This window comes from Pseudomonas sp. R151218B TE3479 (assembly GCF_053629195.1).
Window position 1 is genome coordinate 5,804,861 of record NZ_JBRJHV010000001.1, and the last position, 26,437, is coordinate 5,831,297.

32 protein-coding genes are annotated in these 26,437 nt (G+C 59.4%); 1 reads left to right on the plus strand and 31 read right to left on the minus strand.

What is annotated here, in order from left to right:
• Positions 1–52: 52 nt before the first annotated feature.
• The 31 genes from AB7M32_RS25155 to AB7M32_RS25305 form a co-directional block, all read right to left on the minus strand.
• Positions 53–1,099, minus strand: coding sequence for a phage late control D family protein (locus AB7M32_RS25155; RefSeq protein WP_454251722.1), 1,047 nt, complete (start codon positions 1,097–1,099; stop codon positions 53–55).
• 63 nt (positions 1,100–1,162) lie between these two features.
• Positions 1,163–1,369 (minus strand): tail protein X, encoded by a 207-nt coding sequence (locus tag AB7M32_RS25160; RefSeq protein ID WP_454251723.1) that lies wholly within the window; start codon positions 1,367–1,369, stop codon positions 1,163–1,165.
• Positions 1,344–2,189, minus strand: coding sequence for a phage tail protein (locus tag AB7M32_RS25165; RefSeq protein ID WP_454251724.1), 846 nt, complete (start codon positions 2,187–2,189; stop codon positions 1,344–1,346). The genes AB7M32_RS25160 and AB7M32_RS25165 overlap by 26 nt, the downstream gene beginning before the upstream one ends.
• Positions 2,190–2,198: 9 nt before the next feature.
• The gene (locus AB7M32_RS25170) at positions 2,199–4,844 is read right to left on the minus strand and encodes a phage tail tape measure protein (protein WP_454251725.1); all 2,646 of its coding nucleotides are present in this window, start codon (positions 4,842–4,844) and stop codon (positions 2,199–2,201) included.
• Between the two features lie 14 nt (positions 4,845–4,858).
• The gene (locus AB7M32_RS25175; protein WP_454251726.1) at positions 4,859–4,984 is read right to left on the minus strand and encodes a hypothetical protein; all 126 of its coding nucleotides are present in this window, start codon (positions 4,982–4,984) and stop codon (positions 4,859–4,861) included.
• Entirely contained in the window at positions 4,971–5,270 is a 300-nt protein-coding gene (locus AB7M32_RS25180; protein ID WP_454251727.1) for a phage tail assembly protein, read from the minus strand. The genes AB7M32_RS25175 and AB7M32_RS25180 overlap by 14 nt, the downstream gene beginning before the upstream one ends.
• A 72-nt stretch (positions 5,271–5,342) precedes the next feature.
• Complete coding sequence (locus AB7M32_RS25185; RefSeq protein ID WP_454251728.1) at positions 5,343–5,852, minus strand: phage major tail tube protein; 510 nt, start codon at positions 5,850–5,852, stop codon at positions 5,343–5,345.
• 12 nt (positions 5,853–5,864) lie between these two features.
• A complete protein-coding gene (locus AB7M32_RS25190; RefSeq protein WP_454251729.1) occupies positions 5,865–7,028 on the minus strand; it encodes a phage tail sheath subtilisin-like domain-containing protein in 1,164 nt (387 codons plus the stop codon).
• An 89-nt stretch (positions 7,029–7,117) separates the two neighbouring features.
• Complete coding sequence (locus AB7M32_RS25195; RefSeq protein WP_454251730.1) at positions 7,118–7,540, minus strand: phage tail assembly chaperone; 423 nt, start codon at positions 7,538–7,540, stop codon at positions 7,118–7,120.
• Between the two features lie 9 nt (positions 7,541–7,549).
• Positions 7,550–9,457 (minus strand): phage tail protein, encoded by a 1,908-nt coding sequence (locus AB7M32_RS25200; protein ID WP_454251731.1) that lies wholly within the window; start codon positions 9,455–9,457, stop codon positions 7,550–7,552.
• A complete protein-coding gene (locus tag AB7M32_RS25205; protein ID WP_454251732.1) occupies positions 9,450–10,061 on the minus strand; it encodes a phage tail protein I in 612 nt (203 codons plus the stop codon). The genes AB7M32_RS25200 and AB7M32_RS25205 overlap by 8 nt, the downstream gene beginning before the upstream one ends.
• Positions 10,058–10,942, minus strand: coding sequence for a baseplate assembly protein (locus AB7M32_RS25210; protein WP_454251733.1), 885 nt, complete (start codon positions 10,940–10,942; stop codon positions 10,058–10,060). Before AB7M32_RS25210 ends, AB7M32_RS25205 begins: the two co-directional genes overlap by 4 nt.
• Positions 10,939–11,265 (minus strand): GPW/gp25 family protein, encoded by a 327-nt coding sequence (locus AB7M32_RS25215; protein ID WP_069971005.1) that lies wholly within the window; start codon positions 11,263–11,265, stop codon positions 10,939–10,941. The genes AB7M32_RS25210 and AB7M32_RS25215 overlap by 4 nt, the downstream gene beginning before the upstream one ends.
• A 4-nt stretch (positions 11,266–11,269) precedes the next feature.
• Positions 11,270–11,518: a hypothetical protein gene (locus tag AB7M32_RS25220; RefSeq protein WP_454251734.1), complete on the minus strand. Its 249-nt coding sequence runs from the start codon at positions 11,516–11,518 to the stop codon at positions 11,270–11,272.
• Between the two features lie 59 nt (positions 11,519–11,577).
• Positions 11,578–12,141, minus strand: a complete 564-nt coding sequence (locus tag AB7M32_RS25225) for a phage baseplate assembly protein V (RefSeq protein ID WP_454251735.1) — start codon at positions 12,139–12,141, stop codon at positions 11,578–11,580.
• The gene (locus AB7M32_RS25230) at positions 12,138–12,668 is read right to left on the minus strand and encodes a hypothetical protein (RefSeq protein WP_454251736.1); all 531 of its coding nucleotides are present in this window, start codon (positions 12,666–12,668) and stop codon (positions 12,138–12,140) included. The genes AB7M32_RS25225 and AB7M32_RS25230 overlap by 4 nt, the downstream gene beginning before the upstream one ends.
• Positions 12,661–13,323 (minus strand): hypothetical protein, encoded by a 663-nt coding sequence (locus tag AB7M32_RS25235; RefSeq protein WP_454251737.1) that lies wholly within the window; start codon positions 13,321–13,323, stop codon positions 12,661–12,663. The genes AB7M32_RS25230 and AB7M32_RS25235 overlap by 8 nt, the downstream gene beginning before the upstream one ends.
• Positions 13,320–13,640, minus strand: a complete 321-nt coding sequence (locus tag AB7M32_RS25240) for a head-tail joining protein (protein WP_454251738.1) — start codon at positions 13,638–13,640, stop codon at positions 13,320–13,322. The genes AB7M32_RS25235 and AB7M32_RS25240 overlap by 4 nt, the downstream gene beginning before the upstream one ends.
• Complete coding sequence (locus AB7M32_RS25245) at positions 13,640–13,828, minus strand: hypothetical protein (RefSeq protein WP_072393772.1); 189 nt, start codon at positions 13,826–13,828, stop codon at positions 13,640–13,642. Before AB7M32_RS25245 ends, AB7M32_RS25240 begins: the two co-directional genes overlap by 1 nt.
• A 1-nt stretch (position 13,829) precedes the next feature.
• Positions 13,830–14,861, minus strand: coding sequence for a major capsid protein (locus AB7M32_RS25250; RefSeq protein ID WP_454251739.1), 1,032 nt, complete (start codon positions 14,859–14,861; stop codon positions 13,830–13,832).
• A 12-nt stretch (positions 14,862–14,873) separates the two neighbouring features.
• On the minus strand, positions 14,874–15,224 hold the full coding sequence (locus tag AB7M32_RS25255; RefSeq protein WP_454251740.1) for a head decoration protein: 351 nt from the start codon (positions 15,222–15,224) through the stop codon (positions 14,874–14,876).
• Positions 15,225–15,237: 13 nt separating this feature from the next.
• Complete coding sequence (locus AB7M32_RS25260) at positions 15,238–16,458, minus strand: S49 family peptidase (protein WP_454251741.1); 1,221 nt, start codon at positions 16,456–16,458, stop codon at positions 15,238–15,240.
• A 2-nt stretch (positions 16,459–16,460) separates the two neighbouring features.
• Positions 16,461–18,068: a phage portal protein gene (locus tag AB7M32_RS25265; RefSeq protein WP_454251742.1), complete on the minus strand. Its 1,608-nt coding sequence runs from the start codon at positions 18,066–18,068 to the stop codon at positions 16,461–16,463.
• Between the two features lie 2 nt (positions 18,069–18,070).
• Positions 18,071–18,286, minus strand: coding sequence for a hypothetical protein (locus AB7M32_RS25270; RefSeq protein ID WP_072393786.1), 216 nt, complete (start codon positions 18,284–18,286; stop codon positions 18,071–18,073).
• An 11-nt stretch (positions 18,287–18,297) separates the two neighbouring features.
• A complete protein-coding gene (locus AB7M32_RS25275; protein WP_454251743.1) occupies positions 18,298–20,187 on the minus strand; it encodes a phage terminase large subunit family protein in 1,890 nt (629 codons plus the stop codon).
• Between the two features lie 43 nt (positions 20,188–20,230).
• Positions 20,231–20,755, minus strand: coding sequence for a terminase small subunit (locus AB7M32_RS25280; RefSeq protein ID WP_106271192.1), 525 nt, complete (start codon positions 20,753–20,755; stop codon positions 20,231–20,233).
• 122 nt (positions 20,756–20,877) lie between these two features.
• A complete protein-coding gene (locus AB7M32_RS25285) occupies positions 20,878–21,213 on the minus strand; it encodes a phage holin family protein (protein WP_106271189.1) in 336 nt (111 codons plus the stop codon).
• A gap of 512 nt (positions 21,214–21,725) precedes the next feature.
• Positions 21,726–22,085 (minus strand): PA0613 family protein, encoded by a 360-nt coding sequence (locus AB7M32_RS25290; protein ID WP_371050064.1) that lies wholly within the window; start codon positions 22,083–22,085, stop codon positions 21,726–21,728.
• A complete protein-coding gene (locus AB7M32_RS25295; protein WP_454251744.1) occupies positions 22,078–24,297 on the minus strand; it encodes a VapE domain-containing protein in 2,220 nt (739 codons plus the stop codon). Before AB7M32_RS25295 ends, AB7M32_RS25290 begins: the two co-directional genes overlap by 8 nt.
• Positions 24,287–24,514 carry a TraR/DksA family transcriptional regulator gene (locus AB7M32_RS25300; protein WP_271901851.1) on the minus strand — a complete coding sequence of 76 codons (228 nt, stop codon included), beginning with the start codon at positions 24,512–24,514 and terminating at the stop codon, positions 24,287–24,289. The genes AB7M32_RS25295 and AB7M32_RS25300 overlap by 11 nt, the downstream gene beginning before the upstream one ends.
• Positions 24,507–25,025, minus strand: a complete 519-nt coding sequence (locus tag AB7M32_RS25305; RefSeq protein WP_177433854.1) for a phage regulatory CII family protein — start codon at positions 25,023–25,025, stop codon at positions 24,507–24,509. Before AB7M32_RS25305 ends, AB7M32_RS25300 begins: the two co-directional genes overlap by 8 nt.
• A gap of 672 nt (positions 25,026–25,697) precedes the next feature.
• Between AB7M32_RS25305 and AB7M32_RS25310 the strand changes: the two genes are divergently transcribed.
• Complete coding sequence (locus tag AB7M32_RS25310) at positions 25,698–26,429, plus strand: LexA family protein (RefSeq protein ID WP_454252198.1); 732 nt, start codon at positions 25,698–25,700, stop codon at positions 26,427–26,429.
• Positions 26,430–26,437: the final 8 nt, after the last annotated feature.

Below are 26,437 nucleotides of genomic sequence, written 5' to 3' on the forward strand. Positions count from 1 at the left end.
AAAAGCCCGCTCGATGGCGGGTTGCGGTTGTTGATGGTATTGCTGAGTGTGTCTACAGCTGGACAACCTTGACTGGCTTGGCTTCCTTCTTCTTTTTCTTGCCCTTGGCATTGGCCTTGCCCTCCTTGCCGCCGTTGCATTCGACGACAGTGGTCCAGCCACTGGGGGTAAACAGCTGTTCAACGGCATCAGCTAGATATTCACCGTCGAGCCCGGGCTTGATGCCATGAACGATGATTGTTCGCTCGGCAAACACATCAGCTCGGCCGTCCATTTCCAGCCGAACGCTGGCCGTACTGCGATTGAACGCGGCCAACCGTGCCTTAGCGGCCTGTTCGGCGGCGGATTTGTTCGGGTAGATATGACGGTCGGTATGCACGGCAGGCAGCCCGTCGGGCAGATCCTCGTTGTCCAGCTCCACCACCTTAAGCGCGCCGCTTTTCTTGTCTTGATGCTTGGTGCGCACGGCCTTCTGCGCGTTGCGATCACCGAGGCTAAATTGGTACCGACTCAGGTCCGAACGCTGGAGCACCACCGGGCTCAGGTTTATGCCGCTCGCGGTTTGTCCGCCTTGGCGGGGCATCACTAGCAGCTTGCCGTCGGCCAGTTTGGCCGTGCAGTCGTACTGCTTGGCCAGGCGAGTGATGAAGTTGTAATCGGACTCGTTGAGCTGATCGACACGGGGCACCTTCGTCAGCACAGGGCACACTGGCTGCCAGCCATTGCGCGCAGACACGTCGCGCACTATCTGTTGCAACGACACGTTTTCCCACGAGCCACTACGCACGGTTTTACCGCTACCGCGCATGTCACTGGCCTTGCCCTGAATGCTCATGGTATCGGGTGGCCCGGACACCACGATCTTGTCGACCGTGTATTTTCCCAAACGCGTCAGCGCCTGCCCGACATACCCCAGGTAAACCTCAATGCGCGCACCGCGTGTAGGCAACGCGACCGCTTGATCTCGATCATCAATGCGCAACTCAAACTCGTCCGACTCCACGCCCTGCTTGTCGGATATGCGCAGATCCAACAGCCTGTCGTTAATCAGTGCGGTGATGTCCTTGCCGTCCGCGACAATGCGAAAGGTCGGCTTCATGGGTTTACTCCAGAAAAAGGAAACCCCGCACGGGGCGGGGTTTGTAAGGTGCGACGGTGCGGGTTAATCCCACAGTTGGATATCCTCCAGCGTCTGTGCCGGCAGATCCGGCAGCAGAATAATCACACCAGCACGAAACGGTTGAGGCTCATCGGCCAGGCCTTGATTGGCGGCAAGCACGGCCTCCACCGTGCCATTCAAATGGCCGTAGTAGTGTTGACAGACGGTGTCCAACAAATCCCCGTCAGACGTTCTGCAGGTCGTCGCCATAGCTCACAAACTCCAGTGAAAAGGATTGCTTGCGCGGAATGCCACCCGCGAGCAGGTTGCTTTGTTCTTCCTCGATGTTGAGCAGGCACCAAGTGCCGAGCACTTCGCCGTAGCCGGTGGTCAGATTCACCGGCTGCAGACGGCGCCCGATGGTGCGCAATGTGTCCAGCTGTTTGAGCCCGCCTTTGAAGCCTGGAAAAATCACACCCTTGAGGCTGATCTTGTCCTCTCCCTGGCCGACCGCCTGCTGTGCGATGCTGCGTGTCAGACGTTCCTGACCTGCCCAACGAAAAGACGTCTGCCGACGTAACTCCTCGAATGCCGCCGTATCCAGGTTGAAGTAATACGGCTGCACGTTCGGCTCCAGCGGCTGCATGATCAGCAGGTGCGGAAACGGCTTCACTGCCTCGGCCGCTGGTGTCAGCTGGGGAGCAAATGAACCCGTGGGCATGATGTTGCTCAACGATGGGCTTACCTGGCCGGCGATGCGATTGATCGCTGCTCCCGCTTTGCCCGCCTGTTCCTTGAGCGAACCCAGCCGGTCCTGAATTTGGCCAGCTGCGGTGACGGCTTGGTTGTACTTGGCCGCCACCTGGCCCACCGTGGACTGTGCCGCGTTGATTGCCCGCATGGTCCGCTGCACCTTGACACCGATGGCTGGCCCGATGAAGGGCACTCCCTCCAGCTCCGAGGCGGCGCCGGTCATGTCGCTGATTGCACCATTGAGCGGGCCCAGCATGCCATCGAGACTGGTACGGCCAGCCTCCCCCGCTGCAAGCAGTGATTTGAGCACCGATTGCAGTTGCTCCATGTAGGCCATGGCACCTCCTTAAACGTGAGGGGAATCGAACAGTTGATTCGATGCTTGGCGGGCGGCCACGTCCCGGGAGAAGGACTCCATCAACTGACGCAGATGCGGCTCCAGCTCCCGGACCAACTGTGCCGGGTCTTTCACATCGCCTTGCACGGTGATGGAAAGGTGCGGCGCAAAGCTGAAAGCCTGCTCAACTTTTGGCGGCACTGGCGGCGTCGGCTCTACCACCTTCGCGACTTCGGGCAGCTTGGTCGGCGCTTCAGTAGATGCCGCAGGCTTGTCGGCCTTTGCGTCCTCGGCCTTGTCATCACGGCCAAACCAGGACTTACCCAAGAAGCCGCCGATACTCTCGCCACCCAAACCGCCCAAAGCGGCACCGATTGCTCCCCCTATGGCGGTACCGATGATCGGCACCACCGAACCAATAGCGGCACCGGCAGCACCTCCAGCGAGCGCGCCCGCAAGTCCGCCAGCGGCCCCGCCGTATCCTTCGGCTTTCTCGTCCTGAGTCGTGGCATTGAGTGCGGTATCCAAGGTCCCCACTCCCGCATCGAGCACCGAACCACCCGGGATGCGCTTGGAGAGACGCGTCACCCCTCTTATCGACTTCACCGCCTGACCAAGTGAACCGCCAGGAACGGCCTCTGCCACGGCAGCCATTGGGAGTGCGGCCACCGCTGCTGCCTTGGGTAAGGCGGACACTGCAGACGCTTTGGGCAAGGATGGCATTGCCGGTGCAGCCACTGCCGGGGCACTCGGCGCCCGAGCGGTTATCCGCCTGCGCGACATGGTCCCCACGCCTGAACGACGACCACGGCGGCCACGTTGACGCCTACGTGTAGCGCCACCAGGGTCCGTGCCCGGGCCACTGGAACTGGCCCTGCCGATAGCATCCGCATTGACGACAAAGACCCGCTGCGGCTCGCTGCCGGCACCTGTACCAGCGTCCAGGCTGCCTCCCATGAGTTTGCCGAGCACACCCAGGCCCTTGTCCACCGTTTTGATACCGGTTTTTGGAGCCTTGGCAGCGGCATTACCGAGGGCGCCCACGCCTCGCTCCATCGCCCGGCCACGCGATATGTTGTACAGCCCCTTGCCAATCTTCACCGCGCTGGCCGCCGTCTTGAGGGCCAATAGGCCGGCGGTGATGGCAGCAATGCCAAGCACCACCGGTTGCGAGCCATCCGAAAGTTTGGTCAGCCCACGCACAATTGAAGTCAGGCCCTGGGCGACCGCGTCGGTCGCCGGGCGGATGGCGTCACCCACACTGCGCATGCCATCACTCACCGCCTGACCCAGCTCGTCCCACATCTGTTTCGACGTTTCGCGCCGCTCGGCCAGGTTCTTGTCGAGGATCCCGCCGGAAGACTGCGAATCCTTTTTCAGTTGCTCATACAGCGACTTGTTTTGCGAGTAGGCCGTGAGGGCTGCCTTGACCTGCATGTCAGCGAACAGGTCACCGGTACGCAGGGATTTCTCCAGTGCATCGAGCGCTGCCTTGGCCTTCTCCGGATCCGTTTCCTTGCTGATCTTGGCCTGGGCTTCGGCCATCTTCGCGGCTTTTGCCGGGTCGGTCGCCTGAATGTATTTCATCGCCAGGGCGAAGCTGGATTCCAGGGTTGACATACCCTTCTGGATACCGGTATTCAGCGAGGCCTGATAATCGATGCCGGCGTCCTTGTACGCCTTGACCACATCGCCCGAACCGATTTTCTCCATCCAGTTCTTGAGGTTGTTCGCCGCTTCGTCCGAGCCGCCAGCTGTTTTCATCTGGACTTGAAGCATCGCGCCCAGGGAGCTGACAGCGTCCATGCCGGTGCTGCCATTCTTCTCCATGGTGGCTAGCAGTTGAGGAAACCACCGGGCCATGTCGCTGGCTTCGAAGCTCCCCGCCTGCCCTTGAAACGCGATGGCTTCCAGGGCCTGTTGCATCATCTTGGGATCGGTGATTTTGGCGTTCTGCTGCAGCGCCATGATCATGCTGGCCGTGTCGACGCCGGACGCGCCTTGACCGACGGAAAACTTCGCCGCCAATGGTGCGTAGGCCATCGCGGGCTTAAGGTCCATGCCGGCACCGACCAACTGGTTGATCAGGTCCGCCACGTCGTTACGGGCCATGCCCGTATCACGATGGGTCTGAATCACCGTCTGACTAAGTTGTGTTTCTTGTGGCTTGTTGGCCACGTCCGCCTTGATCGCAATGTCGCGGATGATCGCCTGATAATCAGCGCTTACCTTGGCGGGAATCGCCGCAAAGCCTGTGGCGACAACACCTTGACCAATGCTCGACGTGAGCCCTTTCTTGCCGGCATCGAGCTGCTGGTGACCCTTGAGTTGCAGATCAGCGGCTTTGGCTGCGCGGCCGAGGCGCTGGTACTCCTGCCCCAGCCTGCCCACTTCCACGCCCTGCTTGCGCAGGGCATCAAGGTTGCCGTTGAGCTTGCGCAACAGACCATCCGCCGAAGCGGTGCCGCTGTCGTGCGCCCGCTTCCATTCATCGCGCAGGCGGATGGTTTCGCCAATGGTGCTCTTAAGCACCTTGGCTTTGTTGCCTTTGTCCTCCAACTTTTTGATGTGGCCTTCAACCGTACGGAAGGCAGACGCCATCGTCGAACTGACGGCACCACCAATCACCAGCGATAACGCCAGTTTGCTTGCCATCGTCTACCTCTTATTCAGTCTGAGAGCCACCAGACCATGTCGGAGAACGGCATGGACAGGATTTCATCGGCAGAGAAATGCAACTCGACGGCTAGGCGCTTAGCCAGCTTCTTTTGCACTTGCTGGTCAAAGCTCATCATTCTGCACCAGGCGAAAATACCCGGCCTGTAAGCGATTGAAGTCCTTCACAAGCAAGGCGTCCAAGTCCTTCGCTCCGATTTCAGCGAGCGAGGTGTACAGGTACTCATCTTGTTTTTCTTCGTCGGAGGGGAACGCCTCTCGAGCGTTGCGAAGGTCGCGCACAGTCGGGGCTCGCAAGCTCAATGTATCGACGCGCACCCCGTTAGCTTCGCTTGGTACGCTCAGCTTCACAGTCACGCGGTCAGCCGTTAGGGTCATCCAGCTTGGAATTTTGGTGTCGCTCATAGTGTTATGTCCTTAGAAATAGACAGGAGGCCGCCGCCCAGGCGAGACGCTGGGCAGACGGACAAATGAAAATCAGAGGCCCAAAGCGGAACGTTGGGCGGCGAGTTGATCAACACCGTTAATCACTCGGCGCATGCCGAGGGGGTCGATCTCGTAGACGGTTCGGCCGTCCACTTCGAGCTTGTAGTAGGTCAGTCCTACGGCATGCTTGATTTCGGCCTTGTCGCCCGCTTTCCAGTCGCCCATGTCGACCTCTTTCAATGTGCCGCGCAGGGTGACGATGACCGGCGTGATTTTGCCTTTGAGCCCTTTGTAGGCCCCTCGGAACGTACCGTTAAACGCCGTACCGTCGGCCAAGCCGAAGAACTTCAACGACTCACGGCGCACGCCCGTGGTGGTGAAGTTCGCCTCTTGTTTTTCCATGCCCATATCCAGCTCGACGGGCGCGTCCATGCCGCCGCCACGATGCTCTTCCATCTTGAGCGTGAGCTTGGGCAGCGTCAGGCTCGGCACGTCGCCCTGGAAGCTGACGCCGTCGACGAACAAGTTCAAGTTCGCCAGGGTTTCGGGAATCATTGCCATTGAGGTCGCTCCTTAAGCGGCGGTGTCGAGAACTTCGGTCAGCCATTGATTGGTGACCTCTACACGGAAGTGGGGGTTTTCTGCCGGCGGAACGTCGGTGAAGCGGATGTTCCAATACACCTTGCCCTGCTCCAGCTGGCTGGCCGTGTTCAGCTCCGGGTCGGCAAACACTTCAAAGTTGATGATTGCGCCTTGGGCTTTCAGGTCGCGCATGAACGCTTGCAAACCTTCGGTCACGTCCTTGATGTAAGTCGCGGTGATCGAGCGGTCGACCGCCCATTTGTGGCCGTAGAGGATCGCGTCCATGACGATGTCCATCGTCCGTACGCGAGTGACGAACGCCCACTTCGGATCGCTCGACAGCGTGCGGTTACCCCAAAGGCGGAACCCGTCGTCACGGATGATCGTGGTGATGTTGGCGTTGTTGAGCAGGTTGGCCCGGCAGGTCTCGTCACCGTCCAGAAACTCAATCGGACGGGAGGTGCCGGTGATACCGACGAATTCTTTGTTCGAAGGCGAAGCCCAGAAGCCGTATTCACTGTCGGTCCAGGCAAACAACCCCGCCACCCAGGCAGAGCCCGGCGCGTCGACCGTGGCGTCCGCCGTGGTGTCCCAATACTGCACACCTGGGTCAACCAGAAACGCCCGCTTGGCGCCGAAGTTCTCGGCGTACGTCATGACGGCCTCGTCGGTGGTGTTCGGGCCGTCGAGGATGGCCAGCCCCCGCAGTTTGTCCGCCAGCGCAACCAGGGCCGTACCGACCGCCAATGTCGAGCTGTGCTTGGGAGTCACCAGCAGCCGCGGCTGTGCGTTGAACCGACTCTTACCGTCCAGCAGCGCTTGCAGGCCGGTGCGCTTACCGTTGGCCTGCACGCCACCGATGATGGCCGAGGTCTGTTCAGCAGGATCCGCGATCTTGGCCACGCCGCACGCGACGATCACCGCCTTGGCTCGGGTGTAGATGGCCTGGCAGGCTTTGGTCATTGCCGAGTCGGGCCCGAAGGCGGCCACTGCTTCGCGTTCGTTGGTAATCATCACCAGGTCATTCGGTTGCGCGCTGTAGGCCGGCGCCGGCACGAAGGTGTCAACCAGTCCGATGATCGAGGATGACGGCAACGCAATGACACGAGCACCGGTATCAACGTTCGTGACGGTCACGCCATGAAAGAAGCTCATAGATTCTCCATATACGAAAAAGCCCCGCAGTGCAGGGCCTTGTTTGTGGTGAAGCGGAAAAGAAAACGCCCCATCAGTGCAGGGCGTTATTAGATGTGTCCAGCCAGCCAAAGAGGCGTCGGTGGGCGGTGATCAGTAAGCGGGAACTCCCCCGCTTCCGGCCAGTTGCGAAGGGCACGACGGTACGCCTGAAGCTCGGCGTATTGCGCTGGATTCAATGTCGGCTCCTGGCCTTCTTCCTGCTCGTCACGATGACGCGTCACTACACCATCCGTTTCAGATAGCCGCTGATCCCGCCAAACCCGCTCGATAGCAGCCAACTCTTCATCACTGGGCGGAGGTGGATCAACCAACAATGGGAAGCCATCATCGCCCCAGGCAATAACCTTGCCTTCTGACTGCCCCGCCAGCAGCTCAGCGTGCAGCCCTTCAGGGAGCTCCACTGCGTCTTCCGGCATAGAGGTATGGATTGCTGCGTCATAGAAGCCGCGAGTTGCTTTTGAAGCGAACATAATTCCTCCTCAGTACCCAACACACTCAAATGTGTACCCAACAACCCCAGAAGGAATTGCAACTGCTCCTGCACTTATTGTCCGAGCCAGAACGTCAATGCCAGAAGGCGACGCCGACTGTCCCGTTACCCAATGAGCCGCAGCCGAGGTTCCGAAGCTATACGCAATCAAGTTGCCAGGAAATGTAATAGGGAGAGTGATGCGGACAGAGCCAGCCCCTGCCGGGATTGAACCATTGCACCACTGACGAATCAGCCCACTTGGAAGCTTCTCATACCCGTTGGTAGCGAGAGATGCAGCAAACATTCCTGAGTATTTATTAAGTACAGTTCCAGAAATCACCCTCCACCCTGTAGGGTTGGAAACCAATATGATGCTTTCATAGATTTCGATTGGAATTATTGAAAGAACAGATAATCCGATTGATATACCGGGATCACCAGCAAAGGTTTTCAAGTTAAACGCACCACCGCCGGCCGAGATACTAATGGACTGCCCCGATACTGTCGTCGACAGCTGGGGCAATGTGATATCCAAGCCCGCCAGCGCGCCTGATCCAATACAAAGAAGTCCTGCATCAGCCGCTGTCAGGGTAGTCGCAGAAGCTAAAATCCTAACACCTGAATAGTTGCCAATTAATGATCTAATTGCTGTGGACTGAGCATCCCGCACAGACCCGTCCTCGGCGTACCAAACATTGCTCCCGGCACACGACAAGGTGATGGTATCCCGCTGCTTTAGTACAATGCTCCCCCCAGCCCCCACCCCATCAATGCCGGTCATGTAGTCAGCGCCCTGCAAGGCTAGCGTTACTGGCGCCGTTAACACATTGGTAAATTTTACAACCCCCCCGTTAGGCGAAGTACTTGCCAACGGCAGCGTGACGGTGAAAGGGGTTGCGGAGTTGAGCATGTATGACATGCCAAACGTGTTGGCACTGGTCAAAGTTGTATTCGCGCTCAAACCACCAATGGCCGCATGGTTTCCGGAGTTTTTCTTAACAAACTCCGTCGTAGCAACTCTCAAAGTGTTGTCGAACAGCGCTGGAGTGTTTGCAGTTGGATTGATCAGCGCTGGCGAGTTGAGCGGTGCAAATCCTTGGGTGATGTTCTGAAAAGTCAGCGCCGTGGCGCCCAGAATAATCGTCCCATCCGTAACCAATTGCCAGCGTGTATCCCCCTGCGTGGTACCTTGCTCGACTGACAAAATCAGTGCAGAGGTCACTTCGGCACTGCTGTCGGCATCTGGCGCACGCTGCCAGGCAGAAGCTGCAGCGGTGTAAATGCCGTTATCCTTAGCGGCCGTCTGGTTCTTCACCAACACCCGGTCGCCCGCGAGCAGGCTAACGCCGTCGATTGTCTGAAGCCCACTCAACGCGATATTGGCCGTAGTCGCTGCTCGCACTGACTGCTTGCTGTCGAGCTTGTACAGCTCTTCCTGAATCTTCGTATCGACATATTCGCGGGTGGCCAGCACCACGGATGGATCAATCTTCAATTGAATGTTCGAAGTGCCGTTGGTGATGATGTGCATCCGCACTACCTGGTTACGGCCAGAGTTCTGCTCAAGCAGCGGCTTGTAACTAGGCGCCACGTTGGAGACGGCAGAGAAAACCCCGTCCTTGTCTTCCAGGGCCAGCTCACGAATCCACCATCCCCCCACGTCCGGCGGTAGCACTAACTCCGCGATCAAAATATTCGCGTCCTTTTCCGACACCCGCAATTGATTGAGCTGGGCGCGGTAGACCTGATTAATCAGCTGGGTCTGCGACGGGTTGGGCACCGGATCGGTGCCGTTCGCATCCCCGATCAGCATGTACTTAGGCTCCCAGGGAATGCCCAGGGCGTCACAGTTGGTTTTTTTGTTGGCACCCAATGTGGTCAGCATGCCGCCAAAAATAGTGTTCTTATCAACCATACGGGTAGGTATCCAATTCATCGATTATGTAATGGCTGACGCCGCTGTATCCCTGCACCTCTACGTCGATGTCGGGATTGCTCCAGGGATAAACATCGATCTCATCGCCGTCATAAACGGCGAACCCGACAAAGGCGTCGAGGTGTGCTTCCAGCACGATGTCCAAACCAGATAAATGGCGGCTGACCGGCCGGGCGTCATCAATCAGCCATGTCAGTTCCTTGTAGGTTTCTTCGCTGATGCCTTCATCGGAAACACCGATCTTCAAGGCGAATGTCCCCGGCACACCCTTCGGCTCGGCCTGGAACCACTCGACTACCTCTATCAGATAGCCGAACGGTTCCACCACCCGGCGCAGAGCCCCGATGGTTCCTTTATGGGCGTGGACGTAGAACGAAGAGCGGATCACCGAGCGCTTGACCTCTTCGGGCCACGCCTCGTCCCAGCGGTCCACGGACCAGGCCCAAGCCAATTGGTAAAGCAGGTGCGCCGGGCAGGTGTCCGGGTCGTACAAAGTACGAAGCGGTATCTCCGTTGTTTCGTCGATAGCCGCCTCAATGGCCCGCTCAAGCTGGGTGCTGTTGAGGGGAAGCAGGCTTTTCATTTGCCACCCCGCGTTATGGTGAAACCCGTGCACCACGCCGCTTGGGCCTTGGTTGGGCGTATGTCCACCCACCCAGGAATCTCGACCCGGGCCACGCCGCTGACGTGGACCTGTGCATCAATCGCCGAACGTGCAACCTCAACACCTAAGCGGCGCCGGGGGTTGATCCACGCCTGCAGTCGCGCATTACACTCGGCAAGCGCTGCCTCGTTTTCAGGGCCTGTGCCGGCCATGTACACCACAGCATCGATTCGGTAGGGCAGGATCTCGGCGCCCTGCACCGTCAACCGATCAGCAACAGGCCGCCGATCTTCATCGTTGAGGTAAGCGTCCACTTCGGCCAACAGCTCGGGGCTGGCCGTACCATCGCCTTCCAGGGACAGTACCGTCACGACCACCTCGGCCGGCGCCGGGCTTTCAGCCGTGGCATCTGCCACCAAACCCGAGGCGTTACGGGCATGCAGGATGTAACTGTTCCGAGGCCCGGCAGTGGTCAGCCCTTCGTACCTCAGCTGGATACGCTCGCGCAGTGCGTCGTAGCTTTCCAGCACCGCGGCTACTGGCGGCACGGCGGTCAAGTCCTCGGCCTGAATGACCAGGCGCTCAAGGTTCACGTTGGCGGCCAGCTGCGCCAGGTCGGCACCCGTGGCATGAGCCAGCAACAGGGCCTTGGCCGCGTCATTGACCCTCGCCCGATTCTGCATGCGTCGATAAGCACCCAACTCCAACAGTTTGGTTACCGGATCGCTTTCAAGGAAAGCGGTCCAGTTATCGCCCATGTACTCGCGGAACGTTGCCAGCTCGCCCTGATACAACTCCTCAAAATCCAAACTCTCCAGCACCTGCGGGGCCGGCAACGCCGAAAGGTCGATAGTGCTCATGCGTTCACCTCCAGCACCACGCCATCGCCAATGTATGAGCCCGTCAGTTGCAAAGTGATTTGTCCATCAACCACCGCAATGACCCGGACACGCTCAAGCTTCAAACGGGGCTCCCAACGCCCCAGGGCACGAGCGACCTCGGCCTGAACTGCGCTCTTCCAGCCCTCGTTGACTGGCAGGTCGACATAGCGACGCATTTGGCTGCCGTACTCTGGCCGCATGCGGCGGCTGCCGACGGGCGTGCTCAGAATGTCCTCAATGGACTGCCGCAAATGCGCCTGGCCGGACAGCGGCTGCCCCGTGCGACGGTCCACTCCGATCATGGAATTACTCCGTCAGCTGTTGCATATCCGGGTGCGCCTTGAGAAAGGCATATTGATCATCACCGCAGGCTGTGACCTGACCAGCGATGACCGGCACGGTACGGCCGTCTGGCATGATCAACGTGCGAGAGGTGTACTGGGTGTCGCGAAACACCCGCGCCGGCCCGATGGGTTCGGGCGACCCGGTCGGTGTGGGCTGAAGCGGGTTCACATCGGTAACGGCCCGGTCCGTCCCTGTTCGTTGTTTGCTCATAAGGTTCGCTCCAGAAACGCAAAAGCCCGCACGCGGCGGGCTGTGGATAAATGTCGGAATCAGTGTTTGTGGTTCGGCGTGTTGCCGGTGGTGTCGACGATGCTTCCGCCGCCGTGGATATCACCCGTTACCCGTAGCGGGCCGTTGATCTGCACATTGCCGGTCAGGGTGATATCGCCTGCAGTGGCGTTGACCGCACTGTCGGTAACGACCACTTCGGTTCCACCGACTTTGACGTTCACGGTACCGCTTGGCACGGTGATAGTGTAGGTGCTGGCCTGCCAGTCGTAGACCAGCGAGCCACCATCATCGAAACGCCATACCTCGACATGGTCACGGTTGTCCGGCGGTGCCCCGGCATTGCCATACAGACCGGGGATAAATGTACCCTGCGCCACTTCCCCGCTAGCACTGACCAGGGTTCCTTGCTCGCCCATGCTGGGCGCTCGCCAATGGCGGGCTTTGCCGGCTGCGATACTGTGCCAACGCACCCAGGCACTGACCCAGTCCCCGTCCGACACCCGGCATACGGGCGGCGAAGCGGTCAGATCCAGCGCCACCACATAACAATCCTTGACCAGGCCGGCCAGCATGCGGTCATGCTGCGCGCTGGGGTAGCTCATGCCATTTCCTCCGGTGGCTGATAGCTCCCTTCGCTGCCAGGTCCCGTGTCAGGGCTGAAGCCCCAGAGCAAGGTACCGGGCGGTTGATTCGGCCATGGCCACTCTTCCTTGCCTAAGTAAATACCCTGGGTCCACTCGACGACCCACACCGCATAGCTGTCGAGCTCTGGCCGGGTCCAGTCCTGTGATGCCTGGATGAACTCCGCCGGTTCGACCGCCAGTCCCCATGTCTGCATGCGCAGCAAAATAATCAGCTGAGCCGCGATGAAAGCCGCTACCTGTTGGCAGTGCTCGTGGTCACTGCCAACGATGATGCGCGCTTCGAAACGAGCCTCGACTCCGACTTCGCCAGTGCCGGGGTCCCGGCCAGGCTCCAGCTCGACCAGCTCAAGCACAACAGCGGGGATGGGTATGTGCTGCAACATGTCGGGCATGGTGCAGATGTATGCCAAGCCGGGGATGGCCTGGGCGATCTGTTCTTCAATGGCAGAGTAAAGCTGGTCGAGAGGAATAATGGGCTCAGACATGGGCTGATTTCCTCAAGTATTTTTGCAGCTCGAAATTCATTTCCTGCTCCAGAATTTCCAGCAGCCGTTGATGCGCACGACGCGACCAGTCTTCAAAGTGAGGCCGGACGTCGTCGAGCGATATCTTGGCTTTGGCCAGTGGATAGCGGTCACCGTTCTCGGCAATCCAGCCCGAACTTGGCCCACCGCCGCCAGACACGTCACTGTCGGGATAGTCGCTAGCTCTGAAATGCTTACTGGCGGTACGAATCCAGATATCTGGTTCGCTGCCATAAACGGTCTTGTAGAAAGCCCCCTGATACTTGCGACCCGCGACAGAGACACCAGAGCGACCCTGTCGTACCCGCCCAGCGCGACTGGCCTCAATGGGATTAATGCCGAACCACAACTTCGCTTGTTCGTTGGAGTTAACCGGGTAGGCCTTTAATCGCTGACGGACAGCGGCGATAGCAATTCGTGCCTGTCGGCCAACCGCTCGCGCAATGTGGGTACGCAACCAACGAAGCGTTTTATTCAGGGCGCGCCGTTGAGCTGCACGGGCGGCCTGCGGAACAAGCGCAGCAAAGTCGGAGAACGCATCCTTGTCGGCTTGCGCAAGGTGCAGTGTGAACAGACCGGAGCTGGCCGAGGATTTAACATGGCTGCCGACGCTCATCGCACCTCCCGAAGAATCAAGTTGACCCAGCCAGTGCCATCCGGCTCACGCCTGACGACGACATAGCGTCCGCCGCCGTCTTCCGGCGTCAGCTGTACGGTGATGAGCTGGCCATCCGAAATGAGATGAGCGTCGACAACACGAACGGCGAACACTGGCTCGCGTACGCCAGTGTTGATCCTGCCTACTTTTGGTTGCAGCCAGGGCGCCGAGAAGAATCCCGGCACCGGCAAGTCTCGCCCCTCCACCAGAGCCTCGTCGCCCAGGACATCCAGCAACTGCGCATCCATCGCTGCCACCTGGTCACGGAAGGCCATCAGCTATCTCCGTCATCCGAGGCGCCGGATCCGGGCTCCAGTTTGCCGCGCTTGGCAATGACGCCTTCTTCGAGCAACAGATCCCGGATCTCAGTGCTGGGCGGAACGTACACTTCGCCTTTTCGCACCACCTTGGCACCGTCCTGCACGCTGCCGTTGACTACGTAGTACTCAACTTTCGCGGCCATCTCACACCACCTTTGCAAAAACGAAAGCGTTGGGCTCCAACATCCCGGCCAGGGCAGCGCTCTGCAGCTTCAACCACCGAGCGCTCGGATCCTGGGTGACCCAGCTTTTAGGGAAACGGGCCGCTTCGACCAGGCCACTTTCAATGGCTTCGATGTCCTTGATCGCGCCATACAGCATCGCGTTTCGAGTCGAGGTCGAGCCCAGCATCAAGCCGCCGCTTGGCACCATCTGCTGTTCATCACCATCATCGTCCAGGTACCACTCGTCATAGACGTACAGGTCGATGCCGGGATCGTTCAAATAGCCGAGATAGGTCACACCATCCGGCAACTCTTCGGGCTTGATCACGCCCATGTCCACCCGGCGGGAGTTGAGCTGCTTCAATACTGTCTCATTGCGCTGGAAAGCGTCCTGGGCTTCGCCACTGAGCACAGCGACGTTGCCGGTACGCCCGGAGTCCTTAGCAATCTGGCGCTTCCACTGCCGAAAATTGGCAATGGGATCAGAGTCCGCCATGTTCCAACGCCCGGCCCCCAACACGATCTTGTGGCTGTCCTCCATCAGAAAATCGATGGTGTCATCGACGCCATCGCCCAGCACCCGAACGCGCCCAGTGCTCAGCGCCTGAGCGCACATCCACTCTTCACGGCGAGTGATCTCGTCGTCCAGGTCGATCAGGTCGCGCCCCAGCTGCTCGCCCGCTCGCTCCAGGGGAGTCCGCGAGGAGAATGGATTATCGCCGGCAGCACGCTTGAGGATTTGTTCTGCTCGCGTCTCGCGCTTGGGCTGGATGTAGGGTGGCTTGTAGGTTTCAGAGCTGAAGCCGTTGCGCAGCGAAACACTGCCGGGCAGCGATGGGTGGACGAAAGGCGCCATCTTGCGCTGGCCTTTGATGATGTCGATGGTTACCGCCTCGGTCCCGAAAGTAACAGGGTTACCGCCGTTGAAGAAAGTGTTCATCAGGAAGCGACGAGGCGTGTTCATCTGCTCGACGGCTTCGAGCATGGTCAGGGTGTCAAAAATGTCGGTCATCAGGTGCTCCGGTCAGCGGATGAAAATGCAGAGAGGTCGAAGGGCGGCTTTGGCCGCTGCCAAGGTCAGGCCTTCACCGAGGTGGAGCTGGGTGCTCAGCACTTGGCCTGTCAAACGAATGGGCGCGCTCTTGGCCCCGTCCGTGGTATCCACGTCCTCATCGAGGATGGCCGCAGGCGCCTGGGAACCGTCTTCAGCGGCCGCTTTGCACAGCACAAACTCTTTTGAACTGGTGATTTGCCCCAAGACAGAACCCCTCAACAGGGCCTGGCCTGCGGCGATCACACCGGTGTCCATTGCAATGGGAAAGTCACCGGCAGACAGATAGCTTGGCCGGTAGGTTTTACGCTCTGGGTTGCTCATGAGTGTCTCCTGTTCAGCGGCGCGAAGCGCCTGCAACGATTGCACTGACGGCGGCTTGGCGTTCGCCCTGTTTGCCATCACCGCTTGGGGTTGTAGCCGTCACGCCCTGCGCATCACTCTTGATCGCAGACAGGTAGATCCCGCGATCCTGGGCGGCCTTGAACAATTGCAAGGCAGTGGCCTCGACCGTGGTTCCTGCATCAATTGCCGCTTCGATTTCCTTCTCGAAACCTTTGCTGGCCAGCGCGTTGATGCCCTTGATGCGCTCGCGCTCGGCAGTGGCGCCCTCGGCCCGAACGGCGCCGAGGTCAGGCTGTTGTGCCTGGGCGATTTCAATGGTGTTTGGATCAGTGCCGGCGGCCAGTGCAGTACGCAGCTCCGCCGTGGTGTGTACGGTGGTCATGGTGGTTTTCCTAGGGACAGTGATGGCCGGTTTGGCCAGTTCGGTGATGAGGGATTCAAGCGAGCCCAACCGATGGGCCAGCCCCGATTCAACAGCGGCGGCTCCTACGCGTAATCCGCCGAAGTCACCCATTGCAGGTACCTTGGCGGCTTCGGTGCCCAGGTTTCGCGCCACTTTGCCGACGAAGACTTCACCGAGGGCATTCACGGTTTCGCCGATCTTGGCGCGTCCTTCTTCGGTTGCGAGATCGGGCCGCTTGTTCGGCGCGTTGCTGCTGACGATCTGATAGCGTTTGCGACCATTGGCGGCGTCACTTTCAACGACGGCCTCAACGACAACGCCGATGCTTCCGGCCAGACTGGCTTCGTCGATGACGATCTCGTGCGCTGCCGAGGCGATCCAGTACGCAGCGCTCGCCCCAATGCCGCCGATGTACGCCACGATCCGCTTGCGCTCTCGACCAGCGAATATCATCTCGGCCAGTTCATTGATGCCGGAGGCGACACCGCCAGGGCTGTCGATGTTGAGCACAATCGAACGGACTTTAGGATCGTCCAGTGCTCGCTGAATGTCCGTGCCCAAAACCTGCGTGCTGGTAGCCCCGCTGATTTCAGTGAAGATGTTTGCATAGCGAAAGATCGGCCCAGTTACAGGAATCACTGCCACGCCGTTTCGCACAGTGACCGTGCGGGTATCTTCCAGCCGCTCGCCGCGCCGGGTCGCCAAGGCCACCGGATCGCCCATGCGGTCGGCGATGGTCAGCAAGTTTTCCAGGGCGTCAGGCAGCATTAGCCAAGGCTGCGACGCAGCCAGGTCAAGTGCTCGAGGCATATTCAGTCCTCTTCGGATTTGGGGTCAGGCGGGTTTTCCAGCCCGCCCTTGGGCAGGGCCTGCAGGTTTTTAGCGCGGCGTTGCTCCACTTCCCGTACACGCTGACGGAACACCTGCTGCCAGGGCTCCCCGGTCATGGCCGCTGTTTCGAGGGTCTCGTTGCTCACGCCGATTTCGATGCGCTTACCGGCCGCGTTGGCTTCCTTCAGCTCATCTATCGCCCCACGGGCCGGACCGATCCAAATGGCCTGACAGTAGGCCTTGCGCTTGGCTGGGTCGCCGTAGCCCGGTAGGTCGATCAGCCCCCTGGCCACAGCTTCGTCGATGATCAGCTCACGGCTTGGCTGGCAGAAATCACAGGCGAGCCACCAACGACGCAGACTGTAGAAACGCCAAGCCTGAAGCATGGCGGCGCGGGCAGCGCTGTAGCTGCTGCTGTAATGGAGCAAGAGCTCTTCAAGTGGCAACTCCAGGGCAGCGCCGATCTCCTTCACGACGGCGGTGAAGAAGGGATCGAACTGGGCGTTAGGTCGGCCAGGGTTAGCCACGACTGGCTCTTCACCAACGCCAAGGTCAATCACGGCCCCCTCGCCTAGTGCCAGCTCGCCATCGGTGGTGTCATCGCCTTCAGGACGCTCGTCCGCCAGCGCAGTCATCGGCAGGTTGCCGGTTGGGAAATCAGAGCTCTTTTTGATGAACACCGTGAACATTGCAGAAATCACAGCGGCCATCAGCTCAGCACTGCTGTAGCGCTCCAGCTTCTGCAACGGCTCCAGCACAGGCGCCAGGTACGGAGCTCCACGCTTCTGACCTGGACGTTCCTTATCCGCCAGAACGTGTAACACCCGCCGTCGGCCGGTCTCCTCACCGAACGCGGTAAGTCGCTCCCAGCTCAGTGGCTTGCCGGCCAGATGCTCGCCGGGGTAGCCGGTACAGACGTGGTAGGCCACAGGCGCGCCCAGCGAATCGAACTCAACGCCGTCAACCAGATTGACCCGGTCCATACCGCCGTTCGGATTGCTGACCCGATCCGACTCGATCAACTGCAGTCGCGTGCTGAAGACACAGCCCGGGCGTTCCTGGTCCGGGCTGGCAACCAACACATCACCGGCCACCAGCGACGACACCAAGACCAGGGCTTGCAGCTGGTAATGATTGAGGGTCGCTTCGGCATCACACTCCCTTGGATCATCGGCATACAAAGACCAAAGCCGGTCCAGCCGACCATTCAGTTCGTCGGCCTGCGCTTCGGTGAGGCCCAACGCCTCATGATCAACCTGAGCGCGGCAGACCAGTCCTGTGCCCACGACATTGGTGCGCAACCGGGTGATGGCAGCGCGGGCTATCAGGTGGTTACGCATGGCGTCCCTGGACCTGGCCACCAGCATTCGCCGCTCGCTCTGATTGAAGTCTCGTCGCGGACTACCGAGGCCAGGGATCCAGCTGGCCATGCTGCGCAGCATGCGCGAAGCACCTCGCCAGCGAGTTTCGACGCCGCCGCCACCGCCCTGAGCCACAATCTGCTGGCCGTCCACCGAAGCCCTGGCCACCTTAATGGCCTCGCGCATCAGTAGATCAGCCGGGCCTTCACGCTTTCTGAATGGCCACATGATCAAATCCCCAGGTAAGAGACACGATTTCGGCCTCGACCACGCAGCGCCGCCTGTTCGTTGGCGACTTGCTCGGCATATTGTTTTTCCAGCAGGCGCAAGCTGTTGAGCTCCGCCAGCTGGACCTCGCGATCAGCCCGGCGCAGGCGCTGACCTTTTTTCAGGACGTCAGAAATTGCCGCCCTAACTTCAGCTAGGCGCAGTTGTGCGTCAGTCATGGTTGATTTCCTTAATAGCCCGCTCGACTGCGGGTGCCCCGCCCACGAGCGACTACTCGGCGCGGTACCGGTGCGACCGGTTGTTCGGTGTTGAACAGCGTTGGCTGCATCAGTTGCTGTTCCAACTGGTCCCACTCGTGGTCACGTAGCAGATGCGTTTTCAGGCTACGTGCGGCGTGCAAGGCATACACCTCGCAGTCCAGGGCTTCGTTACGGCGCCCGGCTTTTTTCTGCCAGACCATCTTGCTGGGGTTACGCGCATGCGGTGCCAGCACTTCGTTGGTGAGCTGTTCGTAGTAATCCGAACGGATCTCGCTGTACCAGTGCATGCGCCCCGGCCCAACCCCCTTCAAGCGCAGACGGCCATCGATCAGCGTCTTGGCCTTGTGCGTCCCAACAATGTGCACACGCAGACCATATTTCGCCGCTTTGGTGTTGTCCTGGGAGGTGTCCACAGACTGCGGCGGCTTGGTGAAGATTTCCTTGTCGCGGCTGTCAATCGACGCACCTTTGATCGCCATGATGTTGAAGCGCTGCCGATCACGGACGTAGCTGTAAACCGCATCGCTGGTGTTACCGTCCGAGCTGTCGATGCTGACTGCCGACACCGCCAAATGCGCGCCGCCCTCGGTGGGGATTGGCTGAGCGATGACCCGGTCCAGCTCCTGCCAGACGCTATCGTGTGGGTCGATTGGGTTGCCGTGTAGCTCGCCCCAATATAGCCGCCAGGACTCTTCGCCGCGCCCCCATCCGGTGATGATCAGCGCCAGACGATCACCTTGCACGTCCACACCCACGGTGACCAACAACACGCCCCTCGGCGCTGTCAGTTCGGCATACGGCTCGGCACGCTTCTCCAGTTCATCAGTCTTCGGCGCATCGCTCTGGTACTCGTAGCTTTCGCCCTTCGAGCTGTTCACAAAGGCAATCATCGGACCGATGTTGCCTTGCGCCGCAGCGTGTTCGGCCTGGAGTTTTTTCTCCATCAACGCCTGGAAGCGTGACCCCCAAAAGGTGGCATACAGCTCGTTGAGGATGTAACCGGCGATGCCGCGAAACTCAGCCGTGGCCTGCCAGCGCCCGTGCTTGAGGTTGGCGTTCTTCTGGTTGTCGTCCCAAATCGCGCCGCAATGTGGGCACGAATAGAACGCCTTCTCCGGCCGTTTGTTGCCGTAGACCTCGTGGTGATATTCAGGGTCTTCATCGCAATGAAGGTTGTCGAAGCTCAGCGCATGTTCCTGGCCGCATTCGTGGCACGTCACCAAGCCGATGCGCTTGTCCGACAGCTCCAGCTCCGCATCAATGGCTGACAAACCTTTGATCGTCGGCGTACCGCCGATGATGATCTTGGAGCGGCGAAAGGTTTTCAGACGCTCCTTGGCCAGCTTGATGCTATCGCCCTGCCCGCGCAGGTTGAGGTTGCAGTCGTCGGGCTCCTCGATGGCTACACGCGGTACCGGTGTGGATTTCACGCTGGCCGGGCTGTTGGAGCCCACCATCTTGAGGAACCCGCCGGGGAAGCGCTTGAAGTCCTGGCGCTGCTGCAACTTGCGGCTGCGCAAATCGACCTTCTTGCGAAGTCGCGGCGTCGCCTCGATCATCGGCTCCAGCTTCTCACCCACGTACTGCTTAGCGGCTTCGGCCTTGGGAAACAGCACCAGGATTGGCGACGGATCAATGTCGATCCACTTGCCCAGGGCGTTACCGAGAACGCCCGATGTCCAGGCAACCTGGGCCGACTTGCGGCCTACGATCTCGGTGACCGCCGGATCGTCCAGCGCCTCCAGAGGGCCGCCGGGCCAGGTCAGGTGAGGCGTGACGTTGAAGCGATATTTGCCGGGGCGTGCTGCCTCTTCTGGCGCCAGCCAGCGGTATTTTTCCGCCCATTCGATAATGCTCATGCGCGGCGGCGGTGCCCACTTACGGCAAGCGCCGCGCAGCGCGTTAATCGCCGTTTTCTTCAGGGCCCTCCGGATCGTCCGGTTCGTCAGAATCTCCATCTGACTGGGCATCATCCTTGTCATAGTCTGACAGCCTCCTCAGGATGGTTTCGATGGGGTCAGCGATCAGGCGCTCGTCAACTTCAACGCCGTAGCGCGCCGACAGTTGTTCGGCCAGCTCATCCGGAAAGGAATTGAGCAACTCGACTTTGGCTGCCGTGATCATGGCCTCAAAGCGTCCGACCAGGTCTGCCGCGATAACGACCTCGCCCAAATCCTTGGCCAGCGCCAGCTCTTCACGATTGGCCCTGACCCGGTCGAGCCGGTCACGAGAGGATTCTTTTTTGCCGTTGAGGGCGGCCTGTTGCATCAGCCACTGGATCACCGCCTCGGTGTCGTACTGGTTTTCGTTACCCCGGCCCAGGCCGAACTCGATTACGGGCATCCCGTCGTTCTGCCATCGGGTCAGCGTGCGTTCATCACGACCGACGATCTCACTCAGTTCAGCTTTGCTGACTCTCCTACCCATCGCTAACCCCTTGAAAAGACGGACATCCCTGCAAAAAACTCAGCTGCAGGGAAACCGCGAGTTCGGTAACCCGTGTAGGGGGCGGGCCAAGGGGAGGACCCAAAAAATCCTCTACCCTCCCCCTACCCCCCATTGCCTGTTGCTTCGGTGACACCCAGTCGCTTGGCCACCCAGCGTTCGTAAAGGCCGATGGCTACATCGGCACCGGCCATCGCCGTGATGCTGCCCAGGCTCCCTGCCGTCCAGAGCGACATGCCGGCGGCGATCATCAGCATCATCGCCGACACCCCGCAGACAACGCAGGCACCGGACCGCAGCGCCAGGCGTCTCAACAACACCCAACCCCGCGCCCCGTCCTTGTCCGCCCGCCACATCTCCCCCGATACGCCACCGACCAAGGCCAGGAGAATCACTAACCAAATCGGCATCTCTGCCAGTGCTTGCTGCTCGTTCGTCATTACCCCGCCCCTTAAACGCAAAAACCCGGCTCAAGGGCCGGGTTTGGTGTGTGGTGCCTGCCGCTTTATGCGGTCGCACCTATCGAAGATGAGTACTTTTTACAGGTCGATTCCGGTGGCAGCAAGCCTGTTTTAATGCCACCCGGTGAATGTCTGGTGAACGCCTAGGCAATGTCGGCGAATATCTTTATTTCGGCTTCCAGCGCCTGCGGCGCTGTCCTGCCTGTCCCGCTACCTTAGATCGAAGTGGGACAGCTACAGGCGCCTAGATTCGGGGCCTGCCCCGCTGTCCTACCTTATTTCCTCTTCTCTCACGTAAAGAGAAAAAGCTAAGAGCACGCGTGCGCGCCATGGGCGCGTATACGTTCCCGCTACGCTCACACATGGGCGGGACGTGCGGGAAGGTTGGACAGTAGGACAGCTCAACAACAACGCGGCCCGCGCTTGTCCAACTGCATCAAACAGCAGTGGGACAAGGCGAGCCGGTAGGACAGCGACGGACGCAGGTAGGATCAAGCAGCGATCCCCATCAGCAGCCAATAGATGCACAGGTGTGCGTCATGCAGACGCTGATAGTAGGTATCGCGCCCACAGCCGCAATGGGCGTACTTCAAGCGCATGTCGGAGTCCTGGTTGCAGTAGTGCTCTCGCACGATTTGCTCATGCGCTGGTTCCAGATGCTTGGTCACGATCAGCTCGATATCCAGCGAACCTTCCAACGGCGCACGGAACGCACGTCGGCCTCGAATCAATTGCCCATTACTCTCCATCATCATGGCGACCATGTTCCCACCGGCGAGCCCGCCGGCACTCAGGCCGCAATGCAGATCCTCTGCCCATTTACGCAGCCGCGCATCGATCTCCTTAATCATCGAAACATGGCTCCTCGACCCGCTGCTGTTCCAGGTTCGTTCCCCTGCCCCAGTTCTCCGGCTTCTTGTAAGCCCAAGGCCTGATACCGCTTTTTCGCAGAGCTGGCTGCCGGACCTTGCGCCAACCCAACCGGTGCATGATCGCCCCAACCCGCATCTGTTCCGGTTTGCCCCAGTGACCGAAGTCCAGTTTCAAAGCCCCCAGCAGAATGTCGGTGCCGGTCGCGGTCTCGCCAATTTGAGACTCCTCGAGCCAATCCAGAATCGGGCCTTCCCACTCATCCACCACAAAGCGCTCTTCCTGGGCCTCGGCGAACAACGGTGCCTCCTCCCGGTTGACCCACCAGATATCGCCGGACTGATAGCAAAACATCGCCTCGGCCCACAGCTGATCGCGGATCTCGCGCAGCTTGTCCAGCTCCACCTTGGTACACGCGACCGGCCAATAACGCCGGTTGCCCGTGGCGTCCTTCAGGTACTCATCCTGGTTCGTCGTACCCACGAAAACACACTGGCGTGGCACGTCCATCGTTCTGCGGCCATAGCTCTCGCGGTAGGTGTCTGTCGAGGCCGAGAAGAACTGCTTTGCTTTGGTGGACTCGGCCTTGTTAAAGCTGTCCAGTTCCCCCAGCTCAACGATCCACTTGCCGCGAATGGCCTGGAACCCATCCTTGTCGCCCAGGGCGAAAGGTGTGTCCATAAACCAGTCACCACCCAGCACCGACATGGCCGTGGACTTACCGGCGCCCTGCGCGCCCTCGAGGATCATCACCGAGTCAGCCTTGCAGCCCGGTTGCATCACCCGGCCGACCGCCGAGACCATCCAGCGCTTACCGACCTTCGAGCTGTAGTCCGAAGGGGCAACGCCCATGATGTCGGTTAACCAGGTATCAAGCCGGGGCACTCGGTCCCATTCCAGGCCGTTGAGGTAATTGCGCACGGGGTGAAAAGCGTTGTCATGTGCAACCACACTGACCGCCTCGATCACGCTGCTGGCCTTGACCCGCAAGTTGTACTGCTGGGCGAGCCACTTCATCACCAGCATGTCATCGATGTCAGCCCAATCACCGACGCCACCGCCATACGGGGCAGCACGCAGCTTGACGATCTTGGAGCTGAAAGCGCTGAAGCCGATCACACCGGCCCAGCGTTCGTCGTTGCTCAGGATCAGCTCTACGTTCTGCATGTGGGCAATCAACATGCCGTTTTCTGTACGGGCCAATCGGTCTTTCCAACCACCTGCTGCAGGAGGTTTGACCACCGCCAGGACCTGGCGGCGCACAGCTTCCAAACCCTCCGCGCAGTGTAGGTCGTTGAAGTCGGTCCACTTATCCTCTCGCTCAACCGAAAAGATCGGGCCGACTACCTGACCACCCACAACCGTAGCCGCGTTGTTGGCCTTCTCTTCACCTGGGTTCCAGGGCTCGCCATTCGGGCGCTTGGTCTTCCAGTCATCGTCACGACAGATGATGATCGGGCGCCCAGGAAAACGCTCACGCATGATCTTGGCGACAGCCAGCAAATTGCCCGCATCAAAGGCAACCGCAACTGTGAGTGAGGTCGCCATATGCAGGCTAATGCCGGTGGCGTACCCCTCACATTCGAGTATCGGCTCACCCGGTTCCGGATGAGGACCGATCAGAAGAAAAGCCCCCTCTTTCGACATGCCGTAGGGCCAATAAGACTTGTCCCGGCCGGTTTCCTCTTGCTTATCGGGGAATATCACTTGCAGCCCGACGATCTGGTCCCGAGCGTTTTGCATGGGCACCAAAACCGCGCCGGAGCGCGGGGCATAACGAACGCCTAGGCCCACGATCTGCTTTCGATCCAGATAGGCGCTACGGCCTTTCTCGGGCATGCGTTTAAACAACCCAGCAGCGCGGTTAGCCGCTCGACGGGCAGCGTTGGCAGCCTTCTCGGCGGCCTTGCGCTTGGCTTCCTCCTGACGAGCGCGCATGACTTCACGCTCCTCAGGTGTCATCCGCCCGGGCTTTACCTTGATCTTTTGCGTTTCACCTGTCCGCCAGTCGCCGAACGCACCGAAGATCAGGTCCTCTCCCTTCTCCGTGCGATGCTCATGTAGAACGTACCAGCCGTTTTTCTCTTTGCCTTTATCCAGGGCGGTCTTGCATCGAGTCAGCTTGCCGTAAACGAGCGGCTGCGCGGGCTCCAGACCAAAGTCCTCAAATTGATTCAGCACGTCATCGAGCATACCGAGCCTCCCGCAGCTCATTGAATGACTGGCACGTCACACAATGAGTGCAGCCCTGCAGAGCCAGACGGCGCGCTTCGGGGATAACGCCGCCACAGCCTTCACAGAACAACAACGAATGGCTGGACATCGCCGGCTTGAATGCAGCGCGTGCAGCAAGGGCCTGATCAATGCGCTCTTGCACCAGGTCATTAGCGAAATCAGCAATGTCAGCCACGGCCGTCACCCCGCGTTGTCTGGTTGACGTACGTGGCGCGGTTGAACAACCCCAGCAGCCCTTGAATACCTCGAAACACCTGCAGGCGAATCGCGGCCAACTCATGATCACTGACCACCCCATCGCCAATGCTCTTGGCCCAGGTATCAGCCAGATCGGCCACCTGCCGGAAATACTCAGCGAGGCCAACGGTCAGGGTTTCCGGCATGTCAGTGGTGTACACCTCAGACAGTTCGTGCCAGATCGTATCGCCGACCAAGGCATGTACCGCATCCAGGATGCGCCTGTCCTTGGTCAGTTCGAGGATCTCGGCAAACTCTTGGATATTCACCGAGTGGCTGGGGTGCGTGGGGGACAGCTTGTGCTGCAGCGTGGTGGAGTTTCGGCCGGTGGTGGCGGCGATTGCAGCGGCGCCGCCTGGGTAATCCCGTGCGGCGTGGTAGAGCGCCAGATCGAGCGGCAGGACTTCCCGCTGTGCTCGTTCGACGCAACTCAGAGCGATTCGGCTCATGGCATTAATCCTTAAAAGTTGCCAGTGCCGCGCGACATGCAGTGGTGATACATTTGCCGCGTGGCTTGAAAGGGCCCAAACGCCGGCTAGATCTTCGGGATCGACACCGGCACCGTGCCGGGGCGAACAATCCATTGCTCACCCCTGGCGCAATAGCTGCCTAATCTGTGGTGGAAAAGGCAGCAACACCAAGGCGTCCGAGCCTTGGAAAGCGCGGTAAAGGGAGGCGGTTTAGCATGTGGTGTGCCCGCCTACGTTTATCGCGACCCGACAGCGCTGTGGTGGTGCGTGCCGGGAGGAACTGGGCGACCTTGGGGTCGCCTTTTTTCTGAACTAGGCAGCCGTTTTATGAGGAGCGGCCACATCAAGCAACCATGCTGCCTCGAATGAATTGCCCTGTTTCTTTGCCGCCTTAGCCAAAAGCTGAGCGTATTTGGTCTCTCCGGTGTAGTCAGTGCGAGGCAAACTTGCCGCCAAGCGCCACTTGTTCAGCGCTTGACAGCTTCTATCGCAAACCTTAGCCGCAGCTCCAATACCGCCCACAGCCTCAAAGGCGAACGCTATCGCGTTTGGGAAATTGTCAGGGTTCAACATGGGATCTCCAATAATCAACTATCAGTTGATATTAAACATCAACTGACTATTGTGCAACCTTTCTGGCACCCTCAACCTATGGTTGATAAAAATGTTCAACGCGCAGCCTTTAGCTCGCGCCTTCATGAAGCTCTAGATGACGCTGGCGTACGAGGTCGGGGCCGCGGTGTGGACATCCATAAGCGGCTCAAAGCAATGGGTGTCGAGAAAACTACACAAGCGGTTAGTAAATGGCTCAATGGCGAAGCAATGGCTGAGGCTGACAGTATGGCTGCGTTGTGCTCTTGGCTCGAGGTACGAAGGGAGTGGCTTGAGTACGGGGTAATGCCGAAGAAATTGGAGACAAGCGGCGATGTGCATATAGAACCTTCAAACAAAGAAAGCAACGTCAGCCCAGTGCTTGAGCGGTACGGCAAAGTTCCACTTATCTCGTGGGTACAAGCCGGAGCTTGGTGTGAAGAGATTGCGAACTACGAGCCCTACCATGCAGACACTTGGCTTTCTTGTCCCGTCGCAATCAGCAGCAACGGGTATGCCCTGAAGGTGCGTGGCGATTCTATGACAAATCCTGGACCAGGAAGAACATATCCGGACGGATGTATTATATTCGTTGATCCAGAATTGAAAGCGAATACTGGTGATCGAGTTATAGCCCGTGTACCGCGCACCAACGAAGCCACGTTCAAGGTTTTAGTAGAAGATGCCGGACGTATTTTTTTAAGACCTATCAACCCTCAATACCCAATAATAGACATAACAGAAGAAACCCACATCTGCGGAAAAGTGGTAGGTTCTTTTATTCCTGAGTAGCTTCTTCT

Bases quoted from the DNA above. Each gene is read 5' to 3' on its own strand.
- AB7M32_RS25155 (WP_454251722.1), bottom strand. From the start codon at position 1,099: ATGAAGCCGACCTTTCGCATTGTCGCGGACGGCAAGGACATCACCGCA.
- AB7M32_RS25160 (WP_454251723.1), bottom strand. From the start codon at position 1,369: ATGGCGACGACCTGCAGAACGTCTGACGGGGATTTGTTGGACACCGTC.
- AB7M32_RS25165 (WP_454251724.1), bottom strand. From the start codon at position 2,189: ATGGCCTACATGGAGCAACTGCAATCGGTGCTCAAATCACTGCTTGCA.
- AB7M32_RS25170 (WP_454251725.1), bottom strand. From the start codon at position 4,844: ATGGCAAGCAAACTGGCGTTATCGCTGGTGATTGGTGGTGCCGTCAGT.
- AB7M32_RS25175 (WP_454251726.1), bottom strand. From the start codon at position 4,984: ATGATGAGCTTTGACCAGCAAGTGCAAAAGAAGCTGGCTAAGCGCCTA.
- AB7M32_RS25180 (WP_454251727.1), bottom strand. From the start codon at position 5,270: ATGAGCGACACCAAAATTCCAAGCTGGATGACCCTAACGGCTGACCGC.
- AB7M32_RS25185 (WP_454251728.1), bottom strand. From the start codon at position 5,852: ATGGCAATGATTCCCGAAACCCTGGCGAACTTGAACTTGTTCGTCGAC.
- AB7M32_RS25190 (WP_454251729.1), bottom strand. From the start codon at position 7,028: ATGAGCTTCTTTCATGGCGTGACCGTCACGAACGTTGATACCGGTGCT.
- AB7M32_RS25195 (WP_454251730.1), bottom strand. From the start codon at position 7,540: ATGTTCGCTTCAAAAGCAACTCGCGGCTTCTATGACGCAGCAATCCAT.
- AB7M32_RS25200 (WP_454251731.1), bottom strand. From the start codon at position 9,457: ATGGTTGATAAGAACACTATTTTTGGCGGCATGCTGACCACATTGGGT.
- AB7M32_RS25205 (WP_454251732.1), bottom strand. From the start codon at position 10,061: ATGAAAAGCCTGCTTCCCCTCAACAGCACCCAGCTTGAGCGGGCCATT.
- AB7M32_RS25210 (WP_454251733.1), bottom strand. From the start codon at position 10,942: ATGAGCACTATCGACCTTTCGGCGTTGCCGGCCCCGCAGGTGCTGGAG.
- AB7M32_RS25215 (WP_069971005.1), bottom strand. From the start codon at position 11,265: ATGATCGGAGTGGACCGTCGCACGGGGCAGCCGCTGTCCGGCCAGGCG.
- AB7M32_RS25220 (WP_454251734.1), bottom strand. From the start codon at position 11,518: ATGAGCAAACAACGAACAGGGACGGACCGGGCCGTTACCGATGTGAAC.
- AB7M32_RS25225 (WP_454251735.1), bottom strand. From the start codon at position 12,141: ATGAGCTACCCCAGCGCGCAGCATGACCGCATGCTGGCCGGCCTGGTC.
- AB7M32_RS25230 (WP_454251736.1), bottom strand. From the start codon at position 12,668: ATGTCTGAGCCCATTATTCCTCTCGACCAGCTTTACTCTGCCATTGAA.
- AB7M32_RS25235 (WP_454251737.1), bottom strand. From the start codon at position 13,323: ATGAGCGTCGGCAGCCATGTTAAATCCTCGGCCAGCTCCGGTCTGTTC.
- AB7M32_RS25240 (WP_454251738.1), bottom strand. From the start codon at position 13,640: ATGGCCTTCCGTGACCAGGTGGCAGCGATGGATGCGCAGTTGCTGGAT.
- AB7M32_RS25245 (WP_072393772.1), bottom strand. From the start codon at position 13,828: ATGGCCGCGAAAGTTGAGTACTACGTAGTCAACGGCAGCGTGCAGGAC.
- AB7M32_RS25250 (WP_454251739.1), bottom strand. From the start codon at position 14,861: ATGACCGACATTTTTGACACCCTGACCATGCTCGAAGCCGTCGAGCAG.
- AB7M32_RS25255 (WP_454251740.1), bottom strand. From the start codon at position 15,224: ATGAGCAACCCAGAGCGTAAAACCTACCGGCCAAGCTATCTGTCTGCC.
- AB7M32_RS25260 (WP_454251741.1), bottom strand. From the start codon at position 16,458: ATGCCTCGAGCACTTGACCTGGCTGCGTCGCAGCCTTGGCTAATGCTG.
- AB7M32_RS25265 (WP_454251742.1), bottom strand. From the start codon at position 18,068: ATGTGGCCATTCAGAAAGCGTGAAGGCCCGGCTGATCTACTGATGCGC.
- AB7M32_RS25270 (WP_072393786.1), bottom strand. From the start codon at position 18,286: ATGACTGACGCACAACTGCGCCTAGCTGAAGTTAGGGCGGCAATTTCT.
- AB7M32_RS25275 (WP_454251743.1), bottom strand. From the start codon at position 20,187: ATGAGCATTATCGAATGGGCGGAAAAATACCGCTGGCTGGCGCCAGAA.
- AB7M32_RS25280 (WP_106271192.1), bottom strand. From the start codon at position 20,755: ATGGGTAGGAGAGTCAGCAAAGCTGAACTGAGTGAGATCGTCGGTCGT.
- AB7M32_RS25285 (WP_106271189.1), bottom strand. From the start codon at position 21,213: ATGACGAACGAGCAGCAAGCACTGGCAGAGATGCCGATTTGGTTAGTG.
- AB7M32_RS25290 (WP_371050064.1), bottom strand. From the start codon at position 22,085: ATGATTAAGGAGATCGATGCGCGGCTGCGTAAATGGGCAGAGGATCTG.
- AB7M32_RS25295 (WP_454251744.1), bottom strand. From the start codon at position 24,297: ATGCTCGATGACGTGCTGAATCAATTTGAGGACTTTGGTCTGGAGCCC.
- AB7M32_RS25305 (WP_177433854.1), bottom strand. From the start codon at position 25,025: ATGAGCCGAATCGCTCTGAGTTGCGTCGAACGAGCACAGCGGGAAGTC.
- AB7M32_RS25310 (WP_454252198.1), top strand. From the start codon at position 25,698: ATGGTTGATAAAAATGTTCAACGCGCAGCCTTTAGCTCGCGCCTTCAT.